We start from the raw sequence: 24,739 nt of genomic DNA, 5'->3' as shown, positions 1-24,739 counted from the left end.
ACTAAAGAGAACGAACGCGGTTATCTCGGTGAATCCGAGTTCTCATCCGATTTGGACCGCTTTCCAACAGTGTTTTTGAGGGACTGGACAGCACGGTTGAGCATTTCGATGAAGCCGCCCCGCTCGAACAGCACAATCAGCACGAATATCGTCCCCACGGTGACGTTGTAATATCCCGGTTCCGTCTCGAAGAGCAATCGATTCACGCTCCGGAGGAAGCCGGCACCGAGGATCGGCCCCATAACGGACTGCATTCCGCCGATGAGCGTGTACAGGATCACGTCGCCGGTGTTCGACCAGTACAGTATCTGGGGACTGAGGAATCGGATATACATGCCCCACAGTCCGCCCATGACCGCCGCCATCCCACCGGCGATGGTGAATACGATGACCTTCACACGATAGGTGTTGACGCCGAGAGCCGCAGTGCGTTCCTCGTTGATGCGGATGGCTGTGAGCGTTCGGCCGAACAGGGACCGCGACAGCAGGTACGTGTAGCTGACACAGAGGACGGCGATGCCAGCACAGACAGCATAGAACATCACCTCGTCGGTGAGGTCGACCAGTCCCAATCCGAGCGGTGAGGGACGATAGATGCCGAGCAACCCGTCCGCACCGCCGGTGTACTCGTCTAGCTTGAGTACCGCCTCGTAGCCGAGTTGGGCAAACGCCAGCGTTACCATCGCGAACGCGATTCCGGACAACTGAATTGATATCAACCCTATGACCAAGGACAGTCCGAGTGCGAGCAAGAACACGACGACGAGTGTTGGGAGGAGGGGTAGCCCAGTCTCGATGATGATTCCTGCCGCAAGATAGGCCCCGAAGCCGAAAAAGAGTGCGTGCCCGAACGAAAGAAGACCAGTAAATCCGAACATGAGGTTGTACGAGAGCGCGAATACGCCGAGAATCAGAATCTCGGTCGCGAGACCGATACTCACGAATAGTGGGAGCGTGAGGATGGCGAGGATTAATCCGAAGACACCGCTCGGCGTTTCGAACAGGCGTGTGAACAGCCTGCCCCAGCGGGACATGTCAGCCCGTTCGGCCTCACTCATGCTGTGACCTCCCCGAACAGCCCTTCGGGTTTCATCACGAGGACTCCACCCATGACGATGAATATTATCGCATTTGCGATGGGGGGATAGAAGAACAGCGAGAGGTTGTAGACGATGCCGAGAAGCAGCGCTGCGACGATGGTTCCACGGATGTTACCAAGGCCGCCGATAATGACGATCGCGAAGCTCGTAATCAGGAGGTTCGTCCCGAGATTCGGGGCGACGCCCAGTAGAGGGCCGGCGAGGAACCCACCGATAGCGGCCAGTCCCGCCCCGACCGCGAACACTAGCATATTGATTCGCCCCAGTCGAATGCCCAGCAATAACGTCCGTTCCCGGTCCTGAATCCCGGCCTTGATGACGAGCCCGAGGCGTGTCCGCTGGATGGTGAGCCAAACGACGGCCACCACGAGTATCGTGAAGAGAATGATGAATAGCCGATAACGAGGGATGAGGGCCGGACCAAACGGCACGGGGGACCCCTCCGTAAACGCGGGCGGGTTGAGTTGCTGATTCCCCTCGCCATACTGGATGATGAGCAACCCCTCGATAATCAGCGCGAGTCCGAACGTCAACAACAACTGGAAGATGTGATCGACATCGTATAGTTTTTTCACCAACCCACGTTCGATGCCCGCACCGAGTAGACCGACGAGAACCGCAACCGCAACGAGCGAGAGCCAGTAACTACCGGACGCGTTCCACGCCGTGAGACCGAGATACGCTCCCAGTGTCACGAGCGCGCCGTGTGCAAAGTTGATGACGTCCATCAGTCCAAATATCAGCGTCAATCCGAGCGAGATTAACAGATAAATCATCCCGAGCGAGATTCCGTAGATAATCGCCTCCAGAACAGTCGATAGTGTTGACATCGGTGGGGCTCTATTTGAGCCGTCTCTCGGGCTCTCGTACCCTGTGTGGTTGATCCGCGGAACTGTCCGTCTCGATACACGCCGACTCTCCCCGATCGGCGCGCGTCATCTGCTGGTTGAAGTCACTTCTCATTGGCGTGTCTACTCATACCGGAGAGATGCTAAATAAACATTCTGGTGGTCGGGGGAGACTAACTCTGGAAGACGAAGAAATAACAGAAGGGACAGCCACTCAGGCGCCATCCGCGCCGAACCACCGCACCCAAACGTTTAATTTAGCGTCCCCGTTCACTACGAACATCGTGCTGTTACAAACGAGCGGGCTCACCAAGAAGTTCAACGAGTTCGTGGCCGTCGACGAGGTTGATCTCGCGATTCAAGAGAACGAGCTCCACTCGGTCATCGGACCGAACGGGGCGGGAAAGACGACGCTGTTCAATCTGCTCATGGGCGTCTACGAACCAACTGCCGGGCGAATCGAGATCGAAGGTACGGACATCACGACCGAGCCTGTCCACAAGCGACCCTACCTCGGTATCTCCCGATCATACCAAATATCAAATATTTATCCATCACTAACGGTCTTCGAGAACCTACAGACTGCGGTGGGTACATTTCATGGGAACTACTACGACATGCTCCGGCCGATCAGTAGTAACGATACACTTACAGAGAAAACGGAACAGCTGATATCGCGTCTGGGATTCGAGGATAGGCGAGAGACTGCGGCGAGCGCTCTCTCTCACGGGGATAAACGCCATCTCGAGATTGGGATGGCACTGGCCGCGGAACCCCAATTGCTCCTCCTCGACGAGCCGACTGCCGGAATGGGGACGAAAGAAACGAATGAGACGATGGATTTCATCGAGGAACTGACCGACGAAATGGCCGTCGTCCTCGTCGAGCACAACATCGAGGAAGTCATGCGGGTCTCGGACGTCATCACGGTTCTCGAACTGGGACGGGTAATCGCGGACGGTGACCCGGAAACTATCAAGGCTGACGAGCGCGTCCAGCGTGCGTATCTCGGAGGGGACCAGCATGCTTGAACTGTCGGACGTCCACACTTACTATGGTGAATCACACGTTCTCAAGGGAGTCTCATTGACTGTCGGAGACGGTGAAGTAGTCGGACTGGTCGGCCGCAACGGAGCGGGTAAGACGACCACGCTCCGCTCAATAACCGGGACTCAACCGCCCAGAAACGGGACGATTCGGTTCGAAGGTGACGATATCACGGCGACTGACGTAGCGGCGACCTCTCGACTCGGTATTCGAATCGCTCTGGAGGACCGCCGGCCGTTTCCTGATTTGACGGTCCGGGAAAACCTAAAGCTGAGTAAAGACACCACCTATGGGACCGACTGGACGTTCGACCGAGTTCTCGATGTCCTGCCCCGCCTCGAAGAGCGGCTGGACCAACAGGCAACCCACCTGAGCGGCGGCGAACAGCAGATGCTCGTCATCGCCCAAGCGCTGCTCGGGAATCCGAAACTGATCATGCTCGACGAGCCGATGGAGGGGCTTGCCCCCCAGATCGTCGAACGCATCGTCGACCTCATCGCAGAGATCAAGAAAGCTGGAATTCCGATACTGCTCGTCGAGCAGAACTTCGAAACCTGCCTCGAGCTGATGGATCGCGGGTATCTCATTCATAAGGGCGAAATCAAATTCTCCGGCAGCAAGGCAGAATTCGAGGACATCCCCGAAGAAGTCGAGCGATACCTCGGCGTCAAAGTCTGAGGTCACGCTGCTTCGTCGATCATGCGGACTGGTCTAGAACACGACGGTACCGAGTACCAGCCTCATCTGAGGCCGCAATCGCTTCCAGAATCGGCGGCGACAGCCACTCGCGTTCTTCGTCTTCGAGGAATCGCTCGTGAACCGGCAGTCGCTCGAACAATGGCAGATCGGCGTCTTCCGCGATCGATTCGAGCTCGCGCAGTGCCGGCCACTCGTAATCGGGATTGATGTAGTCATCAGTTACTGGTGAAACGCCGCCGAGGTCGTCGATTCCACAGTCCAGCAAGTCACGCACCGGCGCCAGATTTGGCGGGACCTGCACGGAAACGTCCTCGGGAAGGGCCACACGTGCCATTGCCACCACGCGACGCATCACATCAAGGGCCGGCGTCCCATCCTGCCACCGTTCGTTTTCGACCACTGGCTGAACGATGACTTCCTGAACATGGTCGTAACGGTCGTGTAACCTACGGATCGCGAGCAAGCTCTCCGCCCTATCTTCCCAGTCTTCGCCGAGGCCGACGAGGATGCCAGTCGTGAAAGGTATCTCGAGTTCGCCCGCATTTCGGATGGTATTGAGGCGCTGTCCCGGCGACTTCGACCGCGGTCCAGCGTGAGCCTGCACATTGGCCGTCGTCTCCAGCATCACGCCCATACTCGCATTAACGTCGGCGACCTCCGCCATCTGTTCGCGCGTCTGGTCGCCCGGATTGCTGTGCGGAAGCAGCCCCTCGTTGAGGGCGATTTCACAGGCTTCTCGCAGATACGAGTGAATCGACTCGTGACCCCAGTCCCGCAATTGCTGGTGGACGTCCGTGTACCGGTCATCCGGGTCGTCACCAAACGTGAATAGTGCCTCCGTACAGCCCGCGTCGGCACCACGACGGACTGCCGTTCGGATATCATATGGCGACATTAATGACGCGTCTCCCGGAGCGTCGAAGTACGTACAGTAGGTGCAGGTATAGCGACACGCTGTCGTCAGGGGAAGAAAAACGTTCTTCGCGAACGTCAACTCGGCCGGCGCTGTCACGTCGTCAGGCGTGACATCCAGCAGGTTCTCGACCTGTTCGTCGCGGATGTGGATATCGACGTCGTACCGGTCAGCACCTGGAATCGATCTCATTCAGTACACTAAGGTTGTGACGTGGTTCGCCGAACTAGTCCTCGTCAAGGCTGATATCTTCATTCTCACGGTCCCACGTGTCCTCTGAATTCCCCCGCTCTCGGAGGTCCTTCTTTTTGATTTTCTCGTTCGACGTCTTGGGAAGTTCGTCGATGAATTCCAGATACCGGGGAACCATGAACGCCGGGAGGCGCTCGTTGCTCCACTCGATGAGCTCTTCCGGCGTCGCGCTTTCGCCGTCCTTGAACACAACGAAAGCTTTCACCTCCTCTTCGCCGCCTTCCTCGGGTGCCGGCACGCCGACGACGGCGACTTCTTCGACTGCCTCGTGGTTGAGGATGGGTTCTTCGACCTCGTAACTCGAGATGTTCTCACCACGCCGGCGAAGCGTGTCGCCGATGCGATCGACGAAGTAGAACCAGCCGTCTTCGTCCCGGCGGATTCCGTCTTCCGTATGGAACCAGTGATTTCGCGACGCTTCGAGGGTCTTCTCTGGCATTCCGTAGTAGCCGGTCGTCGTTATCCAAGGAACCTTCGGACGCGCAGCGAACTCACCCATCTTCCCCTGCTCGACCGGTTGGTCTGTTTTCGGGTCCGCGAGCTTGACGTCATAGAACTCCTCAAGCAGGAGTCCAGCAGCCCCGTCAGGCCGGTCCACGCCATAGGGGGTCAACACGGGCAGCGAGATCTCCGTACTGCCGTACACTTCGGTGATATACTCGATGCCGAACCGCTCCATGAACTCCTCTTTGATGCCGGTCGCCGTGGGAGCAGCGAACAGGCATCGGAGATCGTTCTGGTCGTCTATATCCCGTTCGGGTTGCTGATAGACGAAGTCCATCATCGAACCTAGGAAGTTGCACACCGTCGCCCCGGTTTCGTGTAGTCGGTCGACCCAGTTGGACCCACTGAACCCCTCGAACAGGCACACCTTTGCCCCGGCAATCAGGGCCGGATAGACGACAAGCACCTGCGCGTTGCTGTGGAACAGCGGATTGCCAGTCATGTATACGTCGTCCTCGGTCAACTGTACGAGGTTCCGGCACTCCTCGGAGAAGAAGTACTGGTGGGAGTAGGTCTTTTGAATCGCCTTCGAGGGCCCCGTGGTCCCGGAGGTCATGATAATCGATGTCACGTCGTGGTACTCGAGGTGAACGTCCGGGTTCTCTTCGGTGTCGGAGACCAGATCGTCGTAGGCGAGGAAGTCCAGCCCCACCTCGCTGGGTGCCGCCCCTTTGTCACCCATGACGGCTACCTCTTCTAGGTGTTCGAGGTCGTCCTCGATCGGTTCAAGCCGAGAGACGTAGTCCTCGTGGAAGATGCCGAATTGGGCTTCCGTGAGGTTCGCCACATGGCTCAGTGACTGACGTTTGTAGTCGGTGTTGATCGGGACCTCCACAGCGCCAATCTTGCTGAGTGCGAACCAGAGGTACAGGTATTCAAGCGAGTTGGGCAACATCAGCAACACATGGTCGCCCTTCTCGATACCTTGGTCGGCGAGCCCGTGAGCGAGTCTGTTTACTATTCGGTTCGTCTCTTCGAAGCTGACTGTCTCGTCAGTGGTCTCCCATTGCAGGAAGGTACGATCACCCTGTTCGGCTGCTTGGTGTTCCAGTACGTTCGGGAGAAGCCAGTCTTCTTGGTCTTCCCACTTGAGACTGAAGTCTGCGAAGTCTTCATACGACTTCATGATTGAACACGTTGCTTCTTGAGTACTTATAATCAACGCCCACCAGACGCCGACTTGGCAACCGCAGGCATACACTGGGCCGTGTCGATAACCAACGTGCCGTTGGAAAAGTAGCTCACCACAACAACTTTTTATCTGCCCGCGGATTCAACTCGTGAACGCCGCAGATGGCGATTAGGAGAACTCATAGGTGAAAGATGTCGATACAATATGAAAAAGACGACGACAGAGTGTACATAACGCTGGATCGGCCAGATGCTCGCAACGCACTGACAGAGGAGATGGTCGGAGACATCGCGCAGGCGTTGAACAGAGCAGACGAGGACGACGATGTACTCTCCATTATTGTCACCGGCGCGGGCGAGGAAGCGTTCTGCGCTGGCGGTGACCTCAAATCGATGATTCCAGCGATTACCTCGGGCGATTTCCCGCTTGGCCGAGGCATCGCTGAGGACCCGGAACAGGACATGATGTTGAAGCACAACCTGATTCGGACGCCGATTATCGCAGCAGTAAATGGGGTCGCGCTCGCAGGCGGCACGGAGTTCCTTCAGGCGACCGACATCCGTGTCGCCGAAGAACACGCCGTTTTTGGCCTCCCGGAGGTTTCTTGGGGGCTGGCCCCCGCAGGTGGCTCGCACACCAGATTACCGCGACAGATTCCCTACTGTCGCGCGATGGAGATTCTCCTGACGGGCGACCGGATATCTGCCGAGGAAGCAAACGAGATGGGCCTCGTCAACAAGGTGGTCGAGAAGGGAAACGCACTCGCTGCAGCGGACGAGTATGCTGATTCGATCGCCGAGAACGGCCCACTCGCGGTCAGGAAAATCAAGGAAGCCGTAGTTCGAGGCTTGAGCGTCCCGATGGAGCAGGCCTTCTACACGGAAGAAGCCATCGTGAGTGAGGCCCTCGATAGCAAGGATGCAAGCGAAGGCCCTCAGGCGTTCAAGGAGAACCGCGATCCAGAATTTACGGGTGAATAGTCTTCAGAGATCGTCTCGCAGCGGTCTGAATTTCATGCCGTACCTGATCACGTCTTCTTGTACGTAGACCCGCCGTACCGTGAATTCGACGCGGTCACCGATCTCGAGGGTGCCGGGGTCGGTTTCGACGACCTGTGCTGGAATGCTCGCGGTGTCCCCGTCCGGCCCATCGATTGCAACGATTGCGACCGTGTAATCGCCCGTCCGCGCCTGTTGCTCGACGAACTCTGGTGGTGCACCTCCCTGCGAGATGACGGTTACTGCTTCCACAGTGGCCGTGGAGTCGAGTTGGACTGGTTCGTACTCGACCAACTCGTGGCAGCCACTGCAGGCACCAGATGGTGGGAAGTTCAGCGCCTCACAGGCAGGGCACCGACCGGCTTCTAGTCGGTACCTCTGTGGGAGCGTTCGCTTCCAAGCTGGCACGCTAACATATGCGCCGCCACCATCTGGTGACCCTGACGTTATCTCGCCCCGCTGACGCAGATAGTCAGTGTAGGACACCTCGCGATCCCCGTCGATGGCGAGCGCGACTGACGGCGCGTTACTGGATTGGTCGACTGCAAGCGTCATGGCTTCTGCGACTGCACCAGAGCCGAATGCGGCAGCCAGCACGGTTTCGCTTCCCGACGCCAGCGCCCGCGCGAGACTGAGCGGGACGCTTGCTGCCCCGATGTCACCGAGCTCGTGGACGGTCGCCGCGTTCTCGATGAGCGATGCGTCGATGCCAGCCGCCGCGCCAGCACGGTATGGGAGTCCCCCATCCGGGGCTTGGATAGCGGCTGCGTCGAGTATCTCGACATCGACATCGAGCCGGGCGATAGCCGCCGAAATCGTCGACGTGAACGCTTCACGGTCGAACGCGGTGATATCGAGGGCCTCCGTCCGGTCGCTCCCCGTCGGTCGGAACCGCGTCCCTTGGAAGGATTCGGCGTACGTGGCGTGGTCGCGAACTGTCATCGGGCCGTCTTGGTCGACAACGAAAGCTGCGGCTCCGGCACCGGCGGCCTGTTCGACGGCGTCGTCGAGTTCTCCCTGCGGACGGTCAGATGCCACGACGAGTGCCGGCGTGGCCGATGATTCAACGAGCGCGTCGGCGAGCGCCTGCAACCCCGCGCGAGTGCTCCCGGTGTACAGTTGCAGGTCGGCGGTGTCCGGGAGGTCGAGCAACTCGCTGAGATGAACGGTCATCTCCGTCTCGGCCATCGGAGGCATAGTCGTTGCAAATGCGAGCGATTCGAGCGCTGCGCCGTCCGTGTCGGCAGCGTCGAGCGCCCGTTTGGCGGCCTCGTATCCCATCGTAAGCGTATCCTCGTCGGCGTCGGGGACGGCCGTCTGTTCGATGCCGCTGGCCTCGAACTGTCCCCACGCGTCACCGACTTCAGTCGCGGAAAGACGAGTGTTCGGTGCGTATCCGCCAACGCCGGTAATCCCGGGTCCCGACATCACGCGCTCACCTCACTGTCGACCCGCTCCAGCACGTGGACGGTCACTGCACCGCCACTGCCACCCATGTTGTGACAGAGGCCACGTCGGGGCGAATCAAGTTGGCGGTCGCCAGCCCGACCGGTGAGTTGCTTGAATGCCTCCACGACCTGTCCAGTCCCGGTCGCCCCAATGGGATGGCCCTTGGATTTCAGCCCACCCGACGTATTCACTGGGAGGTCGCCGTCGGGTTCTGGGTGTCCCTCAGCGATGAACGTCCCTCCCTCGCCGGGTGCACAGAATCCGAGATCTTCGTAAGCGATGAGTTCGGCGATAGAGAAACAATCGTGGACCTCCGCGAAATCGAGACTTTCGACCGGATTCTCGATGTCGGCCTCCGCGTAGGCCTTCTCACGAGCTTCCTTCGTGGCGGGAATCGATGTGTATGTGTCTCGCTCGAACAGCCCGATGCCACCGCTTGAGGCGCCGACGCCGGCGACTCGCACCGGCTGGTCAGTGTACTGGTCGACAACGTCCTCGCTCACGATTAGGGCCGTCGCTGCCCCATCGGACATGGGACAGCAGTGGTAGAGATTCAGCGGGGCCGCGACATCGGGTGCTGACATCGCTTGGTCCAGTGAACACTCGAATCCGAGCTGGGCGTGGGGATTGTCCGCCCCGTAGGCGTGACTCTTCACCGAAATTTGCGATAGGTGTTCTCGGGTCGTCTCGTATTCGGCCATGTGAGCGCTGGCCATCTGTGCGAAGACGCCGGAGAAGGTCGTGCCAGCCATCCGCTCCCACTCCATTTCACCGCTGACACCGAACCAGTACTTGGCAGCGTCACTCGACATGTCGTTCATCAGTTCGATGCCGCCCGCGAGGACGACATCGGCCATTCCACTTCGGACTGCCTGCACGGCCTGCCGAACGGCGAACCCGCCCGAGGCACAGGCGTTCTCCAGCCGGACCGTCGAGATGCCGTTCAGTCCGAGGTGTGACGTCGCACCCGGCCCCGCGAGGCCAATCTGACGACCACCGATTCCGACCATCCCGACGAAGGCTTCGTCAATGTCGTCGGTGTCGACGGTACTATCGACGCTCTCGCGGGTTGCATCGAACGCTTCGCGGAACATCGATCGATAACTCTCGTTTGGAAAGGAACCGAAATCCGTCTGTCCGGCTCCGATTACGTACGCGTCACGCATGCTGTACCTCAACTCTCACGCGGTGGCCACAAATAGCTACTCGTGTCCCCAGTCATCGGAGCCGAATCGCAATGCGGCGTTGAAGGCCCGTCAGCTGCCAGCCCGCGTGCCACTACTCGATGACCGCAATCCCAAACGCTATTGGCAAAAAGTGACATTGAAGGAGTTATGGTAGATTTTACCAGCAGCGAAGAGGTCTCGCTGATAAAGCAGACGATAGACGACTTCGTCGAACAGGAGATCGATCCGCTGGAAGCAGAACACGAAGACCTTCTTCAGCCGGACTTCCGACGACTCGGTGAAGACGGCCGCCAGAAGCCCGAAGCGGTCGAGCTGATGGACGAGATTCGGCGCAAGTCCGGGGAGGCCGGCATCTATGGCATGCACATGCCCGAGGACGTGGGTGGACTCGGGTTGAACACGACGGAGATCGCACAGATTGAACAGCATATCTACACCCACGGGATGGGGCTCAACCGGTACATGTTCGAGTTCTCGCCGGGGCCGCACCCCTCTCTGCTGCACCTCAACGACGATCTCAAACGTGAGTACCTCGAACCGTTCGTGGCCGGAAAAAGGAGCGCGTGTCTCTGCATCACCGAACAGAGCTCCGGGTCGGACGCACTCGACATGAACACGACGGCCGAGAAAGACGGCGATGAGTGGGTCATCAACGGGACCAAACAATGGATTACGAACGGGCCTTATGCTGACTTCGGGCAGGTGTTCGCGGTTACTGACCCCGATGAGAACGGCCCTGAGAAGATTTCAGCGTTCCTGTTCGAAACCGACAATCCGGGCTTTGAGGTCCAGAGCATTAATCAGACGCTGCTTAACGACGGGATGCAGGCCGAAGTCCAATTTGACAACGTTCGCGTTCCCGAAGAACACATGATTGGGGACCGTGGAGAGGGATTCCTCGCCATGATGAACACCATCAATACTGGCCGTGCGCGAATCGGCGCCCGCTGTGCCGGTCTCATGCAGTTCCTTTTGGACGAGACCATCAGGTACGCCAACGAGCGGACGTCTTGGGGCAAGCCGATTGGCAAGCGACAACACGTCCGCCGGATGATATCCAATATCGCCACTTGGCAGGCGACAACCGAAAACCTCGCGCTACGGACAGCTTGGCTCATTGACCAAGGTGAAGACCCCGCGAAGCAATCGGCGATGACGAAGTACTACGGAACGGAAAAACTGTTCGAAGCTGCCGACTTCGCCGTCCAAGTCTTCGGCGGAAACGGGCTAACCTACGACTATCCGGTCCAGAAAGTGTTCCGCTATGCACGGATGCTCCGCATCCCGGAAGGGACGTCGGAGATTCAGCAGGAAACTATCGCCAGCGAACTCGGACTGTAGCGAGACGACACATGGAGTACGAACGATTCGAGGTCAGGGATCCAATGTTCGGTGCGTCGAACGTCTACGTCATCGGTGAGACGCTCGTCGACACTGGAAGCATCCCCAAGTCGGCCGGTTCGGTCGCACCAATCGAACGCGATTTGGACGAGACGGTACTCACGAATGTCGACCGCATTGTCGTCACTCATCCGCACGTCGACCACATCGGCGGATCGGAGACCGCACAGACGTTGCGGACGGTTCCACACGTGGTGTACGAGGGAGCAGAGACCGTGCTCACTGATTTTGGCGGGTATCTCGATCAAGTAATCACCGAGTGGCGGTCGATCCAACGCGCATTACCCCCCGAGAACGACTTGGTCGACTTCGAGTGGCCAAGGGGACTCTCGTTCGCTGACCATACACTCGACATCGAACAGACGGTGAGCGACGGCGACACGGTCCAGTTAGGAGACGAACCGTTCGAGGTGATGCACACACCAGGACACGACAGGCATCACCTCGCGCTGGTTCACAAGCAGTCGGGAACGGTCATCACAGGTGACCTCGTCCTCGAACACGGGTACTTCATCAGAGGGCCGCTCCGAGCGGGTGTGGCCGCCTACGAAACGTCGCTGCAACGACTCAAGGAGGTCGACCCGATGCAGCTCTTCCCCGGCCACGGGGACGTCATCGAGGACCCCATACAGGCTATCGACCACTGTCTCGAAATCAGCAAAGAACTGCGACGAGGCGTCCGAACAGCGGTCACGAACACGCCGACCACGCTCGGGGCAGTCGTCGACCGGTTACTTGACGAGGCGGTCGACGATTACACCCGCTGGTTGTTCACCACAACCGCTCTCGCGTACCTCGAGGAGATGGCCGACGACGGCGCGCTGGTCCTCGACTGGGAGGACGGAGTCACGGTTCGATCGACCTGAACGGCGCATCGTTCGGAGGACCGCCGTTCGCGGCGCTACGTTTCGGCGAGTGCAGCACAACAAAAGCACGCTCGGGAAAGAGGTTATACATCCGCTGCACCCATGAGCAGGCATGACGTACTCATACACGTGGACAGTCAAGACCGGCGATACCGATTTCAGTGGCCTTATTTACACGCCAACGGTCATCGACCACGTCGTTCGAGGCATGGAGGAACTGATGACCGAGGTCGACTTCTCCCCGTCCGCCGCAGAAGAGCGCGGACTGCTCTATCCGGCAGTCCACGCCGAGGCTGACTACGTCGACTCGATCGGTGTCGACGACACCGTGGTCATCGAGCTCGTCCCTCGCGTTGGCGACGCCTCCATCACGCTGGCCGCTCGTGGCACGCTCAAGGGCGAACTGGTTTTCACGGCCGAGCTGACGCTTGCTTGTATCGATGCAGCGACTGGAGAACCGACCCACGTTCCACCCGATATCCGTAATCGCCTGCAGGAATACACCGAGTGACCGACCCCATTGGTCGCTGAGTTGTGGAACGACCGGGAACCGTCAGAAGCGCAAATACTTTTGTGTGATGTCTTCGAGATGTAGAACGATGCGAGTGTGGCAAGTTCCACAGCCGGATGCACAGCGCCCAGATTACCGGTCGGTCCTCACGGAGGTTAAAGCATGACGGACGGAATCGCCATCGATACGTGGTGTAACCCCTTCACCGAAGACGCGCTTCACCAGTTCAGTGATTCGGCGGTCCAAGATGCGGCCGAACTGTTCGACCAGCCGGACCTCTTTACTGGTGCGGTCAAAACGCCGGACGAGTTCGTCGAAAAGATGGACGCCGCGGGCGTCGACAAAGTCCTGATTCCGGCGCTCAAGTACGGTAACGTCCGTCATAAGGGGATGGAGATAGACATATCCTACGAACTCGTCCACGAGCTCTGCCAAGAGTACCCGGACCGGTTCAAGGGCCTCGCGGGAATCAACCCACACGACGGCATGGAGGGTGTCCGTCGCCTCGAAACAGCCGTCGAAGACTACGGCTTTGTCGGTGCCAATATCGACGCCTACGGCTTCGACGTGCCGCTCAACCACCGCAAGTTCTATCCATTCTACACGAAATGTGCCGAGCTCGGCGTGCCCGTGGTGATGCAGGTCGGCCACTCGGCGATTCCGACGCCCAACAAGCACGGGAAGCCGATTCTTCTCGACGATATCGCCATCGACTTCCCCGAACTCGATCTCGTCGGCTCACACACAGGCTGGCCGTGGACGGAAGAATTGGTCGCCCACGCGTGGGTCCACCCTAACGTCTATATCGGCACTGCCGCCTACGCCCCCCAGTACTGGGACGAGTCCCTCGTCAACTTCATGCGGTCACACGGTCGTGACAAGGTCCTCTGGGGAACGGACTATCCGGTCGTCGACTTCGATCAGTCACTGGGCCAACTCGAGGAGTTCGAGCTCTCAAACGAGGTCGAGAGCAAAGTACTCGCTGAGAACGCCGAGTCGATATTCGACCTGTAGCGCCCTCTGTCGCTCCTATTTTCGTCCGAGCAGATCGAGCTGCGTTTGAACTCGCGTATCGAGAAAGTCATAGAGTGGCTGGCGCGCTTGCTGGGCGTCGGCGTCGTCGAGTTCTTCGTTGACAGCCTCGAAAACAGCGATTGCAGCAGTGGTCAACTCCTGTTCGAACTCACGGGCGTTCGTTGCGTCGGCGCGTTCGATGTCCGCCCGCGCGGCGGTAATCGCGTCTGCGACTGCAGCGGCCGACTCGTCCTCACCGAGGCTGTCCTCGACGTCATCGAGCGCACAGTGTAACCGCCGCTGCTGGGTCTTGAGCGCGACGTGCATTCCCCCGAGTTCCCGCGATAAGAAATTCAGGGAACTGGACATCGACCCTACCTGTGCTTGGACGAACTTCTGGTCGTCCTCGATAGCGTTCCGCACGTCCTCGTTCAGATAACTCGCGAACTGCTGTAACACGTGTTCGGGTTCTAGGTACGGCATCCTGCCGTGGAAACGCATGCACAGCCCATAAAAATACCCCCGAGACTGCCAACCTAGATTCGTCTCAGTCGCCCCGGACGGGCGGCGATGCTAGCATGGGCGTCCCATCGGCACGTGGTCCGAGCGCCGGACCGTGCGGGTCGTCGTCGGGGTTGATGCGGCGACGCTGCTCGTAGTCGGTTGACCGTTCGACTGGTGTGCGCCCGATGGCCGAGATCATGTCGACGAACTCTTCGAACGAGCGAAACTCACCGTGTCCGCCCCCGGCCCGTTTCGTAATCTCCTCCGAGAGAATTGTTCCCATGAAGTCGTTCGCGCCACAGGAGAGCATCTTCAGGCCCTGATCGTCGCCGTATTTGACCCAAGATGACTGGATGTTGTCGATGTTATCGAGGAACAGCCGCGAAACGGCGATCATCAGTTCGTCTTCGTCGGTAGTCGCCCCGGCGTCGACCATTCCGCGCTCGTGGAGGGGTGTGTCGTGGTGGATGAACGAAAGAGGGACGAACTCCGTGATGTTTCCCGTGCGGTCTTGGATATTTCTGATTCGTTCGAGGTGCATGACACGGTGGGCCTCATTCTCGACGTGGCCGTACATGATAGTCGCCGTTGTCGGGAGCCCGGCACTCGCCGCACCTTCCATAGCATCGATCCACTCGGTCGTGTCGATTTTCCCGGGACAGATTACGTCACGGACCTCGTCGACGAGTATCTCGGCCGCAGTGCCGGGTACCGAATCTAGGCCAGCGGTTTTCAGCCGGCTGTACACCTCATCGTAGGACCAGTCCGTCCCCCGCCGGGCGTGGTATGCCTCTTCCGGCGTCATCGAGTGGACGTGCACGTCGTCGACGCTCATCGCGCGTATCTGCTCGACGTACGTTCCAGGGTCTTTTTCGTACTCCTCTGCCGGACGGTAGTTCAGATCCCCCCGGTCGCTGGCTTCGAGACGGGCTAGATGCTCGTCGTCAAGCGTGAACGCCGGATGAAGACCGCTGACGGACGTCACCTCGTAGATGCCACGGTCGACCGCGTCACGGACGATTTCTCTGGATTCGTCCGGTGTCTTGGTGAACCCTTCATGGTCGTCGTCGTGTGTGACCCGGAACTCCTCGGAGCGATCCTTGAAGTTGCAGAACAGACAGCCCGTGTTACAGGCCGTCGTGACGTTGTTGTTGATGTTCGCAATAAACGTTACCTCATCGCCGACGACCTCGGCGCGCCGCCGGTCAGCGGCTTCGAGGACTGCCTCTTTTCGTTTGCGGTCGATTTCAGGTTCGTCGGTCCCCGTCGTCAGGAGTTCGATCCCATCGTCGACGGTTAGGCGATCCCCCGATCGCGCCTTCGCGAGGGCGTTCTCGAACGACTGGTCGGTCTCGGGTACCGACTCAAACTCGAACTCCTCGCGTGAGATGTTTGCAGCGCTCCGAAAACCATCTGTCATGGTATGACACCACACGGAAACAGCGTATAAAATTTGTGCCCTTCAGCCAGCTCAGACGGTCGTTAATCAGCGGGAGTCGGGACGACCTGTTCAGTTGAACGGATGGGTCGCCTCGATCCAGCCGGATCCCGCGACGCCGTCCCACTCGCAATCGACCGGCATCCGGTTCAGCACGCCTTGGAGCCACGGCCCGTCGGGGTCGGACAGCGCCCAGTTGCGGTCCTCGTAGCCGATGGGGAGATTGTGCAAGGGTGTACAGTGAATATCGGTCCGGCCCTCGCCGAAGTCGGGGCTGTAGGTAATTCGTTCAGGGCGGTCGCCTTCGGCCCACGCCCGCCCGCGGTCCTCCCGATTTAGTCCGTCCGAACACGAGACGCCAGCCTCGTTAATGGTCTCGAAGCGGTCGCCATTCGCCCGGTATCCGAACGTGGTGCGGACGCTCGAATCGGGCCGAATCTGCGCGACGAGCGTCACGCACTCACCGTTCTCGAACTGCAGCATGCCCGAGTAGTGACCCCACTCACCCGGCGTCCAGTCCCGAAACCAGCCCCACGAGTGATCACGGAACCCCTGTCCGTCGACCTCGTATTGGGTGCCGTCGATCGTCGCTGTGCCGGAGTAGTGACCGGTCTGGTCGTAGTGGTCCTGCGTGTCGACCAGCATGTCAATGGAGTACGCGTCGTGGTGCGGATCGGCGAAGGTGAGGTCGAGTTCGACCGGAACCGACTCGTCGGCACCGACGAGTACGTCCCACGAATCGTCGCTCGCGGCACACGTGCCCTCAGCGGTGAGCGACCACTCGGCGTGTGGGTCGACGATACGGTAGGATTTCCGGAGTGCGTCGGTCCGAACATGGTGGCCGTGACAGTTTTCGATCGGAATCGTCTCGTCTCGGTACCAGTATACGGTCCCGTCCTGCACGAGGTAGAACCAGACGTTTGCCCGGCGCTCGAACGGCTGGAAACCGAGACGCATGAACCCGCGAACGTCATCGGCAGTGAAATCGAAGTAGTAACTTTCGTTCCACAACCGGCGGTCCATCGGCTCGTGCAGATATTCGTCAGTTACGGCAGCAGTCTCCATACCAGAATCGTCGTCAGGCGTGTCATATAAGCGTTGCCACGATACATATCATCGACCGGTGTACCGTGAGGGGTGTTACCCACCCGAAACTATTTTTCCCTAACCGAAATCATACATACCGTATGGTTCGAGCCACATTAGATGAGACAGAAGAGGTCATCGACAGACTACAAAGCGCCGCCGAATATCTCTGGCAGTTCGACTTCTATCAGGAGCGGTTCGAGGAAGCGGGACTGGAGCCTGAAGATATCGACTCGATAGAGACGTTCCGACAACTACCGGCCATGACGCCGGAAGACCTAGCAAATGACTACACCGAGAACCCGCCGCTGGGGAGCCTCGTCCCCGACGAGTGGGACGTCATCCGGACAAACCTCACGCCCAACCCCTACATGGACACGCGCATGCCGGTGCCCCAGACAACCAAAGACATCGAAATCAACAACGAGGTCAACGCCAAAGCGTACCGCAATATCGGCGTCACGTCGGACGACATAGTGTTGAACACGGCGAACTTCACACCATACCCATTCGGTTGGGCTATCGGCGGGGCAGCAGAAGAGATCGGTGCCCGTCACATCCCGACTGGCCCAGGCGACACTGAAGAGCAGGTCGAAGTGATAGCGAATCACGAGGTGACCACCGTCTGTGGATTCCCCAGTTTCATGCTGAAAATCGCTAACACGGCAGATGAGGGGCAACTCGACAGCGTCGAGCGCGTCATCTGCAGTGGGGAACCGTTTACGGCAATCGACGGGTACCGTGAACAGGTACGCGGCGCGTTCGGCGGTGACGTTACGGTCGTCGATGGGTACGGACTCAGCGAGTTCGGGACGGGTCACATCGCGTTCGAGTCCCACGAAGAAGACGGGATGCATCTGTTCACCAAGAAGGTGTTCCCAGAGGTTGTCGATCCCGAAACTGGCGAGCTCGTCGAACGGGGCGAAAAGGGCGAACTCGTTCTTACAACACTTCAAGAAGAAGCCGCACCAGTCCTCCGGCTCCGCACCGGCGACCTGACGATTCTCGACAAGCGCGAGACGGAACACGGGGAATACGTCCTACCAGAGGGTGTCTTCGGGCGGACCGACAACATGCGTAAGATCAAGGGCGTCAAGGTCTATCCGCTCGAACTCCAGATGCACCTCGCGGGTGTGCCGAACGTAGATCCCGAGAACATGCAACTGCACGTGAGTCGACCGGAGGGTCAGACTGACCGCCTCGAGATCACGGTCGGCGGCGACCCCGACGGCGTCGACACCGACGAACTCGGTGATGGCATCGCTGAGGTAATCAACATATCACCGGACACTGTAGAGGTCAAAGAAGGCTTTGAGGTCACCGAGGGGGAAGTCGTCGTCGACGAGCGGTAATAACAAGCTGTTGACGACCTTAGCGGTCACTCTGTCGGAACGATCGCCATCGCCTCGCCGGTGACGAGCGTTTCGTCGTCTTGGTTCGTCGCCGCGAACTCGGCGTCGACGCAGACGTTACCGTCTGATTCGTACTTGTCGACGATCTCGCCAGTCACTGTCACCGTATCCCCGGGCCAAAGTTTGGCCGTAAACCGGGTCTTGAACCGCCTGAGGTTGGCAAGTCCGAACCAGTCGGTGACCATTCGCGAGGCGTATCCCGCGGTGAGCATCCCGTGTCCGAAGACGCTCGGGTTGCCGGCTTCCTTGGCGTACGGTTCGACCACGTGCAACGGATTGAAGTCTCCGCTCGCACCGGCGTACTTTGCAAAATCTATTCGTTCGACGTCCTCGACGACGAGCGTTGGTCCCTCGTCGCCGACTGCGACGTCGCCCGCACGCAAGGGTTCCGTGTATTCGCTGGTCATATTCGATGTCAGGTTTCGATAGCCGTTCGTCGTTCCGTCACTAACAACTCATCATCGTTGTTGCGGTACTCGGTTGTGAGAACCGCGAACGTCATCGTTCCGTCGCTGCCTTCCCGCTGGAAGACGTCTGTCAGGGTAGTTGTTCCAGTTAGAGTCTCACCGACTACTGCCGGACGCTCGAACTCGTATTCCTGCTCGCCGTGGACAGTTCGTTCCTCGTCGAACCCTAGGTCGAAGCCTTGGATACCGTCTTCGTCGAAGTCTGCAGGCTGATAGTGGGGATGCCGAGCGACCTGGGTGAACGTCGGTGGAGCCGGAATCCCGTCGAACCCCTGTTCAGCCGCCATTTCGGCGTCACGATACACCGGATTCTCGTCTCGCACCGCGGTGGCGAACTCCGCGACTTTGCCACGCTCGACTGTGAGCCCTTCGACGGTGATGCGTGATACTCCAATCATCTCTTCGAGTTCAGTGAGCGGTTTTGCTGGCATCGTTCCTCACTGCGTGCGGTCTAGGTTCACATCGTTTCCGACGGTATCGCGGAACCTGTCGGCAATCTCTTCGGCCGTCCAGCCGCCTTCTTGGAAGGCTAGCCGGTCGATAGACGGCTCGGAGACGAGGCCAATGGCGTCTCCCGCCGCTCGTAGGATACACCCGTTGATGTCCTCAGCGGCGTCACTCATCATGTAGCCGACCATGGGTGCGACCTTCTCCGGGGGCATCTCCTCTTCCGTGAAGGGACGTTGTTCCTCGGGGATTTCTTCTATGAGGCGGGTGAACGCAGTTGGCATCAGCGCGTTCATCCGGACATTGTACCGGGAGAGTTCCTGTGCTGCAGTCCAGGTCATCCCCATGATACCGGACTTCGCTGCCGAGTAATTGATCTGTCCCGGGTTGCCAAGCGCCGAGCGGCTCGTCATTGCAAGGAACGAGCGTTGGGAGTCAAGCCCCTCGTCTTTCGACCGTTGACGCCAGTGTGCGGCGACGTTCCGCAACAGGGCGAAGTGCCCCCTGAGGTGGACGTTGATGACGCTGTCCCATTCATCCCCGGACATACTGTGGGTGAACGAATCGTTGAGTATACCCGCAAAGTTAGCAACACCGTCTATACGACCGTACTCGTCGACCGTATCATCGACGAGTTCCTGCGTATACTCAAGAGAGGTCACGTCGCCGAAGTGTGGCATCGCGGTGCCACCTGCAGCTTCGACCTCTTCTGCGACCTTCGCCGCCGGTTCTTCGTCCCGACTCTCACCGCTCGGATCGGTCCCGAGGTCATTGATGACAACGGTCGCGCCGAGTTTGCCGAGATGGATTGCAGTCGCTTCGCCGAGCCCGTGGCCGCCGCCAGCCACGATACACACTTTTCCGTCTAGCATACGTGCTACTTTGCTCAACGCAACCTCATGAAACTACGTGTTCAAGTTGGAAAAGTGAGACTACTATATCGGCGGAATACCGTGCTTCTTCGGCGGGAGCTTGTCCGAATCGACCTGCTCAGTGCGTTCGAGCACATGGGTAATTATGTCGCGGGTATTCCGCGGGTCGATCGCTGCGTCGACCCCCATGTCTTCAGTCGCGCGGAGGGGGCCGGTTCGTGACGTGAACTCATCAATCAACTCCTGACGTTTCGCTTCCGAGTCCTCCGCGTCTTGGATTTTGTCGCGATAAACCAGACTTACCGCCCCCTCGATTGACATGCCAGCGATTTCCGTCGTCGGCCAGACGAGTTTGAGCTGGTTCGCGTTGCGACCGCCGGCCATCGCTAAATAGCCGAACCCGTAGCCGCGTCGCATAGTGACGTTGATAATCGGGGTCGTCGCCCGGCCGAGTTCGTAGAGGAACTTGCCAGCGTGTCTGGCGAGACCCCTCCGCTCTTGGTCCGGCCCGGGCAGGAAGCCCGGAATGTCCGAGAAGAACACGATTGGAACATCGTAAGCGTCACACATGCTGATAAAGCGTGGCCCCTTGCTTGTCACGTCGACGTCGATCGTCCCGGCTTTGATGCGAGGGTTGTTCGCCACGATTCCGACGGAGTGACCGTCGATTCGAGCGAATCCGACGATGATGTTCTGGGCGAAGTTCTCCTGTAACTCGAAAAACGAACCTTGGTCGACGATGCCGTCAATGACGTTGTGCGTGTCGTAGCCTTTCTTTGGATCCGGAGGGACCACCTCGAGGAGATCCTCGACTTTGCTCTGTGGTGGGGGCGTCTGGTCATTTGTCTTAGGCGGCGACTCCGTCGCGTTCCGAGGCAGATACGAGAGATAGGTTCTGATCGAATCCAGACACTTCTCGTCCGTCTCGAACGAGGCATGCGCCATTCCCGTCTCGACGGTGTGGAACCGGGCGTCGTAATCGTCTTTGGAGATGTCCTTTCCGAGCGCCGCCTTGACGATTTCGGGTCCGGCCATCCCCATGTTCCCGCGTCCCTCGACGATGGGGACGTAGTCACACAGCGATGCGTAGTTGGTCGGCCCGGCGAATCCGGCACCCATAATCCCCGAGACTAGGGGCACATATCCGGATAATTTGGCCAGCATGTCGAAAGTCCCCTGATAATCACCATGGGCGATGGGTCGTGCGTCGAGGCCCTCTTGGATGCGGTGGCCGCCGCCCTCGTGCAGAAGAACCACTGGATACCCATTGTCTCGGGCGAGATCGAGAATCCGTCGCAGTTTCGTGAACCCGGTATGGCCAATCGAGCCGCCTTTGACGGTGAAATCGAACGACCCGACGGCGACCGGGCAACCGTCGATTTCACCGATTCCAGTGATGATGCCGTCTGCTGGCGCGTCATGGCGGTCCCAATCAACCGTCTCGGGCGTGCTCGGCCCGGGGGATGCGAGCTGTCCGATCTCGTCGAAGGAACCGTCGTCACAGAGATACGTTACGCGCTCACGTGCTGTCAGCGCGTCGTTTTCGTGCATCTGCTCGACGTCCTCCGGGCGTCCCTCGTCGGAGACCTTCCGTTTCTCCTCTATAACTCGTTCTAGCAGTTCCTCTGAATCCAGCTGTCGTCGGTTCGGATCGCCGTTCTCGTCAGACATTTTTAGTGGTAAGTCTCGAATTAGTTTACGGGCTCGAAGTGCTTGATGTCGAGGATGTCGCCGTCGCGGTCGTCGTCCCAGACCGGCTCAACGACCGTGCCGCTGCTTACCTCGTCGATGAGGTCCTCGGGTTCGTCGTAGTCAATGCCACCGATGAAGTGGAGCAGCGATGTCGCCGAGTCACCGATCTTGATGGCACCGTTGATGTACGGTGGTTCCGGCATGTTACGAAACTGCCGGAAGGTGACTGTGTAGCTCTCGACGACCGCCTCCTGTTCCATCTCAACCCATTCGTCGGTTCTGGCGAAACATTCGTCACAGTACGGCTGCGGCGGGACGAACACCCGACCACAGTCGGGACATTCCTTCCCGAGAATCCGCTTTTCTTTCAGTCCCTCGAAGAACTTGCGGTCTGTCTCACCCAGATTAAGACTGAAATCCAGTTCCCAGCGAAACGTCTTCTCGTATGAATCTGTGTCTGTCATTTGTGTACTCCTATCTGTTTGCTCGTTCGGTCAAAGGCTTTTCGTCCGTTTTCGTCGGCCGGTTTGAGTCCTCTCATCAGGCGGACTCCTTTGACATGACTGCCAAGGTGTGGAATTGGCCGAGATTCGATCCCCAAGAGTGTGAGAGTCCGACCTCCGGGTCGTCGACTTGCCGGTCACCGGCATCGCCCATGAGTTGCAGGGCGACTTCGATGTGGCGTGAAAGCGACGCGCAGATCCCGGAGTTCGTACAGAGGACACCGCCGGACATATTCCACGGGACGTCACCATCGGCCTGCGTGATTCCCGACCGGAGATACTCGGGCCCCTCACCGTACTCACAGAAGCCGAGGGCCTCGTACTGCATTAACTCGAATGCAATATACGGGTTAAACGTCTCGACGTAGTCGATCTCGGACTCCGGGTCCTCGATGGCCGCGTTTTCGTAGACCCGTTCGGCAAGCGTTTCGAGCTTCGGAAAGCTCTCGTAGGTGCGATAGCCCGTCAGGAACGTGTTCGTGATGCTCTGTGCCGCGTCCACCCAGATCGGCTCGTCCATGAGTTCGCGCGTCGCCTCTTCGGAGGCCAGTATCATCGCGCCACCACCAGACGAGACGGGGCAGGTCAGCAACCGACGGAGTGGCCAAGCGACCATCTCCGAGTCCATGATCTCCTCGACGGAGAACGCACGGTCACGGTGTGCCCACGGGTTGTTCGATGCCGACTCGTAGTTTTTCGCCGCTGTCAGCGCGAGATCCTCCTCGGTGACATCATACGTGTCCATGTACTTCGAGGCATACAGTGCGCCCATATGAATCGCAGAGATAATTGGCTTCTCGAAGATCGGCGGCGCAGCGGTGTTCATGATCTGCTGCCCCTCGACGGCGGAGTCGAACGAGCCCGACGCATAGACGAGCACCACGTCATGTTGGCCAGCGGCGATCTGTTCATAGGCCGCTTTGAAGGCGCTACCACCACCAGTGCCACCAGTGTTGACGCTGATGAGTGGGATGTTGTTCCCTTGGCCAAGGGTCCCGAGAGTTCGTTCGATCCGGTTGGTGGCCTCAAACCCGTCGACCGTCGTGAATACCGTCGCATCGACATCGGCCATTCCGATACCAGCGTTGTCGAGGGTGTTCTCGATAGTGGAGAGGGCCAGGTCCTCTTTCGAACGTTCCGCGTTTCGGTGGTCGGTGAACGTTTCGGGATCGGAGTATCCGGCACCGACCACGCCGACTTGTTCGGTCATAGTTAGGCGGCCTCCCCTCCGAGGACGAGCACGCCGTCGGTCCGACCACGACTTCCGTACATCTGGTCACTGCCCATGACAGCCGCTTTCTGCGCACCGGGAACGGAAACGCTTTGGTCGTCACCCCGAAGCGCTGCCATGGCCATCGCAGTCCGATAGAGCCCGCCGGTGTTGAGCGGGTTCGTCGCGACCGCGCCACCCGACGGATTCACCGGAAGGTCGCCGTCGCTCTCCGTGATGCCGTCTCGTATCATTTGAGCACCTGCACCATCCTCACAGAAGTCAAGTGCCTCGTAACTTAGAATTTCCATTGGTGCGATAGGGTCGTAAACCTCCGCCAGATCGATTTCAGCACGCGGGTCGGTGATATCGGCCTGTTCGTACGCCTCGTGCCGTGCTGCTCGAAGTGAAGGGATGCGCCTGAGCTCGTCCATATCTCGCATCGAGTAGCGACTCGAACCCAGCCCCGTACCTTCGATCCACACCGGCGAATCTGTCACTTCTCTGGCTAAGTCGGCCGACGTGAGCACGATGGCACCCCCGCCAGCAGAGACAGGGGCGATTTCGGACTCTCGAATCGGCCACGACACGAGGTCGGAATCGAGGACTTCGTCGACCGTTGGTTCCTTTTTACGATGCGCGTACGGATTGTCCGCAGCCGCCGCGTAGTTTTTTACCACAGTGCGAGCGTAATCCCGCTCCGTTACATCATCACGCTCGAGGTGATGACTCGCGATCATCGCGTGTGATTGGGCGTAGTTCTGGCCAATCGGACGTGTGTACACCGGATCCTGGCTAATGGTACTAATCGCCGTTTCATCGAAACGGACGTTGTCTTCGGACGCGATGACGACACAGTCAGCTTTACCGGCGAGAATCTTCGACCGGGCCTGCGCGATCGCATATACCCCGCCGTTCTGAATGCGCGTCGACGGTTTGTTATAGCCGCCAACCGCGCACGCTTTCATGCCGAAACTTACTGTCACGCCATTGAATGCGTCCTGATCACACCCGATGACTGCGTCGACGTCCTCGCGTTCGAGACCGACCTTGTCCAAGGCGTCACGAGAGACCTCGAAGACGACTTCATTCCCGCGAGACGCGATGCGGTCATGGAAGCCCTCAAGCGCGTATGAGACTAAAGCTACTTCTGACATTGCACTACCACCCTACTCTTCCTCCCCGAC

24 protein-coding genes are annotated in these 24,739 nt (G+C 58.9%); 8 read left to right on the top strand and 16 right to left on the bottom strand.

The window, feature by feature from the left end; translation table 11 throughout:
* Nucleotides 1-20: 20 nt before the first annotated feature.
* Together U5914_RS01480 and U5914_RS01475 are read right to left on the bottom strand one after the other, a co-directional pair.
* Nucleotides 21-1,058, bottom strand: coding sequence for a branched-chain amino acid ABC transporter permease (locus tag U5914_RS01480; RefSeq protein ID WP_336133640.1), 1,038 nt, complete (start codon nucleotides 1,056-1,058; stop codon nucleotides 21-23).
* A complete protein-coding gene (locus tag U5914_RS01475; protein ID WP_336133639.1) occupies nucleotides 1,055-1,930 on the bottom strand; it encodes a branched-chain amino acid ABC transporter permease in 876 nt (291 codons plus the stop codon). The genes U5914_RS01480 and U5914_RS01475 overlap by 4 nt, the downstream gene beginning before the upstream one ends.
* Before the next feature lie 347 nt (nucleotides 1,931-2,277).
* On the opposite strand from U5914_RS01475, the gene U5914_RS01470 reads away from it, so the two are divergent.
* A complete protein-coding gene (locus U5914_RS01470; RefSeq protein WP_336133638.1) occupies nucleotides 2,278-2,979 on the top strand; it encodes an ABC transporter ATP-binding protein in 702 nt (233 codons plus the stop codon).
* On the top strand, nucleotides 2,972-3,673 hold the full coding sequence (locus tag U5914_RS01465) for an ABC transporter ATP-binding protein (RefSeq protein WP_336133637.1): 702 nt from the start codon (nucleotides 2,972-2,974) through the stop codon (nucleotides 3,671-3,673). The genes U5914_RS01470 and U5914_RS01465 overlap by 8 nt, the downstream gene beginning before the upstream one ends.
* Nucleotides 3,674-3,692: 19 nt before the next feature.
* On the opposite strand, the gene cofG is transcribed toward U5914_RS01465, so the two are convergent.
* Together cofG and U5914_RS01455 are read right to left on the bottom strand one after the other, a co-directional pair.
* Nucleotides 3,693-4,799, bottom strand: coding sequence for a 7,8-didemethyl-8-hydroxy-5-deazariboflavin synthase subunit CofG (cofG, locus tag U5914_RS01460; protein WP_336133636.1), 1,107 nt, complete (start codon nucleotides 4,797-4,799; stop codon nucleotides 3,693-3,695).
* A gap of 34 nt (nucleotides 4,800-4,833) precedes the next feature.
* Nucleotides 4,834-6,564 (bottom strand): AMP-binding protein, encoded by a 1,731-nt coding sequence (locus U5914_RS01455; RefSeq protein WP_336133635.1) that lies wholly within the window; start codon nucleotides 6,562-6,564, stop codon nucleotides 4,834-4,836.
* A gap of 122 nt (nucleotides 6,565-6,686) precedes the next feature.
* On the opposite strand from U5914_RS01455, the gene U5914_RS01450 reads away from it, so the two are divergent.
* Nucleotides 6,687-7,475, top strand: a complete 789-nt coding sequence (locus U5914_RS01450; protein WP_336133634.1) for an enoyl-CoA hydratase-related protein — start codon at nucleotides 6,687-6,689, stop codon at nucleotides 7,473-7,475.
* A 3-nt stretch (nucleotides 7,476-7,478) separates the two neighbouring features.
* Here the strand turns inward: U5914_RS01450 and U5914_RS01445 are convergent, their stop codons facing one another.
* Complete coding sequence (locus U5914_RS01445) at nucleotides 7,479-8,921, bottom strand: zinc ribbon domain-containing protein (RefSeq protein ID WP_336133633.1); 1,443 nt, start codon at nucleotides 8,919-8,921, stop codon at nucleotides 7,479-7,481.
* The gene (locus tag U5914_RS01440) at nucleotides 8,921-10,108 is read right to left on the bottom strand and encodes a thiolase C-terminal domain-containing protein (protein WP_336133632.1); all 1,188 of its coding nucleotides are present in this window, start codon (nucleotides 10,106-10,108) and stop codon (nucleotides 8,921-8,923) included. The genes U5914_RS01445 and U5914_RS01440 overlap by 1 nt, the downstream gene beginning before the upstream one ends.
* A 141-nt stretch (nucleotides 10,109-10,249) precedes the next feature.
* Here U5914_RS01440 and U5914_RS01435 point away from each other — a divergent pair, with 141 nt between their 5' ends.
* The 4 genes from U5914_RS01435 (at nucleotide 10,250) to U5914_RS01420 (ending at nucleotide 13,921) form a co-directional block, all read left to right on the top strand.
* Nucleotides 10,250-11,470 carry an acyl-CoA dehydrogenase family protein gene (locus tag U5914_RS01435; RefSeq protein ID WP_336133631.1) on the top strand — a complete coding sequence of 407 codons (1,221 nt, stop codon included), beginning with the start codon at nucleotides 10,250-10,252 and terminating at the stop codon, nucleotides 11,468-11,470.
* A gap of 11 nt (nucleotides 11,471-11,481) precedes the next feature.
* A complete protein-coding gene (locus U5914_RS01430) occupies nucleotides 11,482-12,396 on the top strand; it encodes an MBL fold metallo-hydrolase (RefSeq protein WP_336133630.1) in 915 nt (304 codons plus the stop codon).
* A gap of 112 nt (nucleotides 12,397-12,508) precedes the next feature.
* A complete protein-coding gene (locus U5914_RS01425; RefSeq protein WP_336133628.1) occupies nucleotides 12,509-12,907 on the top strand; it encodes an acyl-CoA thioesterase in 399 nt (132 codons plus the stop codon).
* Nucleotides 12,908-13,069: 162 nt separating this feature from the next.
* Nucleotides 13,070-13,921 (top strand): amidohydrolase family protein, encoded by an 852-nt coding sequence (locus U5914_RS01420; protein ID WP_336133626.1) that lies wholly within the window; start codon nucleotides 13,070-13,072, stop codon nucleotides 13,919-13,921.
* Nucleotides 13,922-13,936: 15 nt separating this feature from the next.
* Here U5914_RS01420 and U5914_RS01415 read toward each other — a convergent pair whose 3' ends face one another.
* The 3 genes from U5914_RS01415 to U5914_RS01405 form a co-directional block, all read right to left on the bottom strand.
* Nucleotides 13,937-14,404 (bottom strand): hypothetical protein, encoded by a 468-nt coding sequence (locus U5914_RS01415; protein WP_336133625.1) that lies wholly within the window; start codon nucleotides 14,402-14,404, stop codon nucleotides 13,937-13,939.
* A gap of 64 nt (nucleotides 14,405-14,468) precedes the next feature.
* Nucleotides 14,469-15,845: a 7,8-didemethyl-8-hydroxy-5-deazariboflavin synthase subunit CofH gene (gene cofH, locus U5914_RS01410; protein ID WP_336133624.1), complete on the bottom strand. Its 1,377-nt coding sequence runs from the start codon at nucleotides 15,843-15,845 to the stop codon at nucleotides 14,469-14,471.
* Between the two features lie 90 nt (nucleotides 15,846-15,935).
* Complete coding sequence (locus tag U5914_RS01405; RefSeq protein WP_336133623.1) at nucleotides 15,936-16,928, bottom strand: DUF7065 domain-containing protein; 993 nt, start codon at nucleotides 16,926-16,928, stop codon at nucleotides 15,936-15,938.
* A gap of 65 nt (nucleotides 16,929-16,993) precedes the next feature.
* Between U5914_RS01405 and U5914_RS01400 the strand changes: the two genes are divergently transcribed.
* A complete protein-coding gene (locus tag U5914_RS01400) occupies nucleotides 16,994-18,301 on the top strand; it encodes a phenylacetate--CoA ligase family protein (protein ID WP_336133622.1) in 1,308 nt (435 codons plus the stop codon).
* A 26-nt stretch (nucleotides 18,302-18,327) separates the two neighbouring features.
* On the opposite strand, the gene U5914_RS01395 is transcribed toward U5914_RS01400, so the two are convergent.
* The 7 genes from U5914_RS01395 to U5914_RS01365 form a co-directional block, all read right to left on the bottom strand.
* Nucleotides 18,328-18,768 carry a MaoC family dehydratase gene (locus U5914_RS01395; RefSeq protein WP_336133621.1) on the bottom strand — a complete coding sequence of 147 codons (441 nt, stop codon included), beginning with the start codon at nucleotides 18,766-18,768 and terminating at the stop codon, nucleotides 18,328-18,330.
* Nucleotides 18,769-18,776: 8 nt separating this feature from the next.
* Nucleotides 18,777-19,259, bottom strand: a complete 483-nt coding sequence (locus tag U5914_RS01390; protein WP_336133620.1) for an FAS1-like dehydratase domain-containing protein — start codon at nucleotides 19,257-19,259, stop codon at nucleotides 18,777-18,779.
* Nucleotides 19,260-19,265: 6 nt separating this feature from the next.
* A complete protein-coding gene (locus U5914_RS01385) occupies nucleotides 19,266-20,147 on the bottom strand; it encodes an SDR family NAD(P)-dependent oxidoreductase (RefSeq protein WP_336133619.1) in 882 nt (293 codons plus the stop codon).
* Nucleotides 20,148-20,210: 63 nt separating this feature from the next.
* The gene (locus U5914_RS01380) at nucleotides 20,211-21,818 is read right to left on the bottom strand and encodes an acyl-CoA carboxylase subunit beta (RefSeq protein WP_336133618.1); all 1,608 of its coding nucleotides are present in this window, start codon (nucleotides 21,816-21,818) and stop codon (nucleotides 20,211-20,213) included.
* Between the two features lie 20 nt (nucleotides 21,819-21,838).
* Nucleotides 21,839-22,303 (bottom strand): Zn-ribbon domain-containing OB-fold protein, encoded by a 465-nt coding sequence (locus tag U5914_RS01375; RefSeq protein WP_336133617.1) that lies wholly within the window; start codon nucleotides 22,301-22,303, stop codon nucleotides 21,839-21,841.
* Between the two features lie 76 nt (nucleotides 22,304-22,379).
* On the bottom strand, nucleotides 22,380-23,552 hold the full coding sequence (locus U5914_RS01370; protein WP_336133616.1) for a thiolase family protein: 1,173 nt from the start codon (nucleotides 23,550-23,552) through the stop codon (nucleotides 22,380-22,382).
* Nucleotides 23,553-23,554: 2 nt separating this feature from the next.
* Entirely contained in the window at nucleotides 23,555-24,709 is a 1,155-nt protein-coding gene (locus tag U5914_RS01365) for a thiolase family protein (RefSeq protein WP_336133615.1), read from the bottom strand.
* Nucleotides 24,710-24,739: the final 30 nt, after the last annotated feature.

This window comes from Natronomonas amylolytica, assembly GCF_037031205.1.
In the GTDB taxonomy this organism is placed as follows: Archaea; Halobacteriota; Halobacteria; order Halobacteriales; family Haloarculaceae; genus Natronomonas; species Natronomonas amylolytica.
This window is presented reverse-complemented; position numbering and strand designations above follow the sequence as displayed.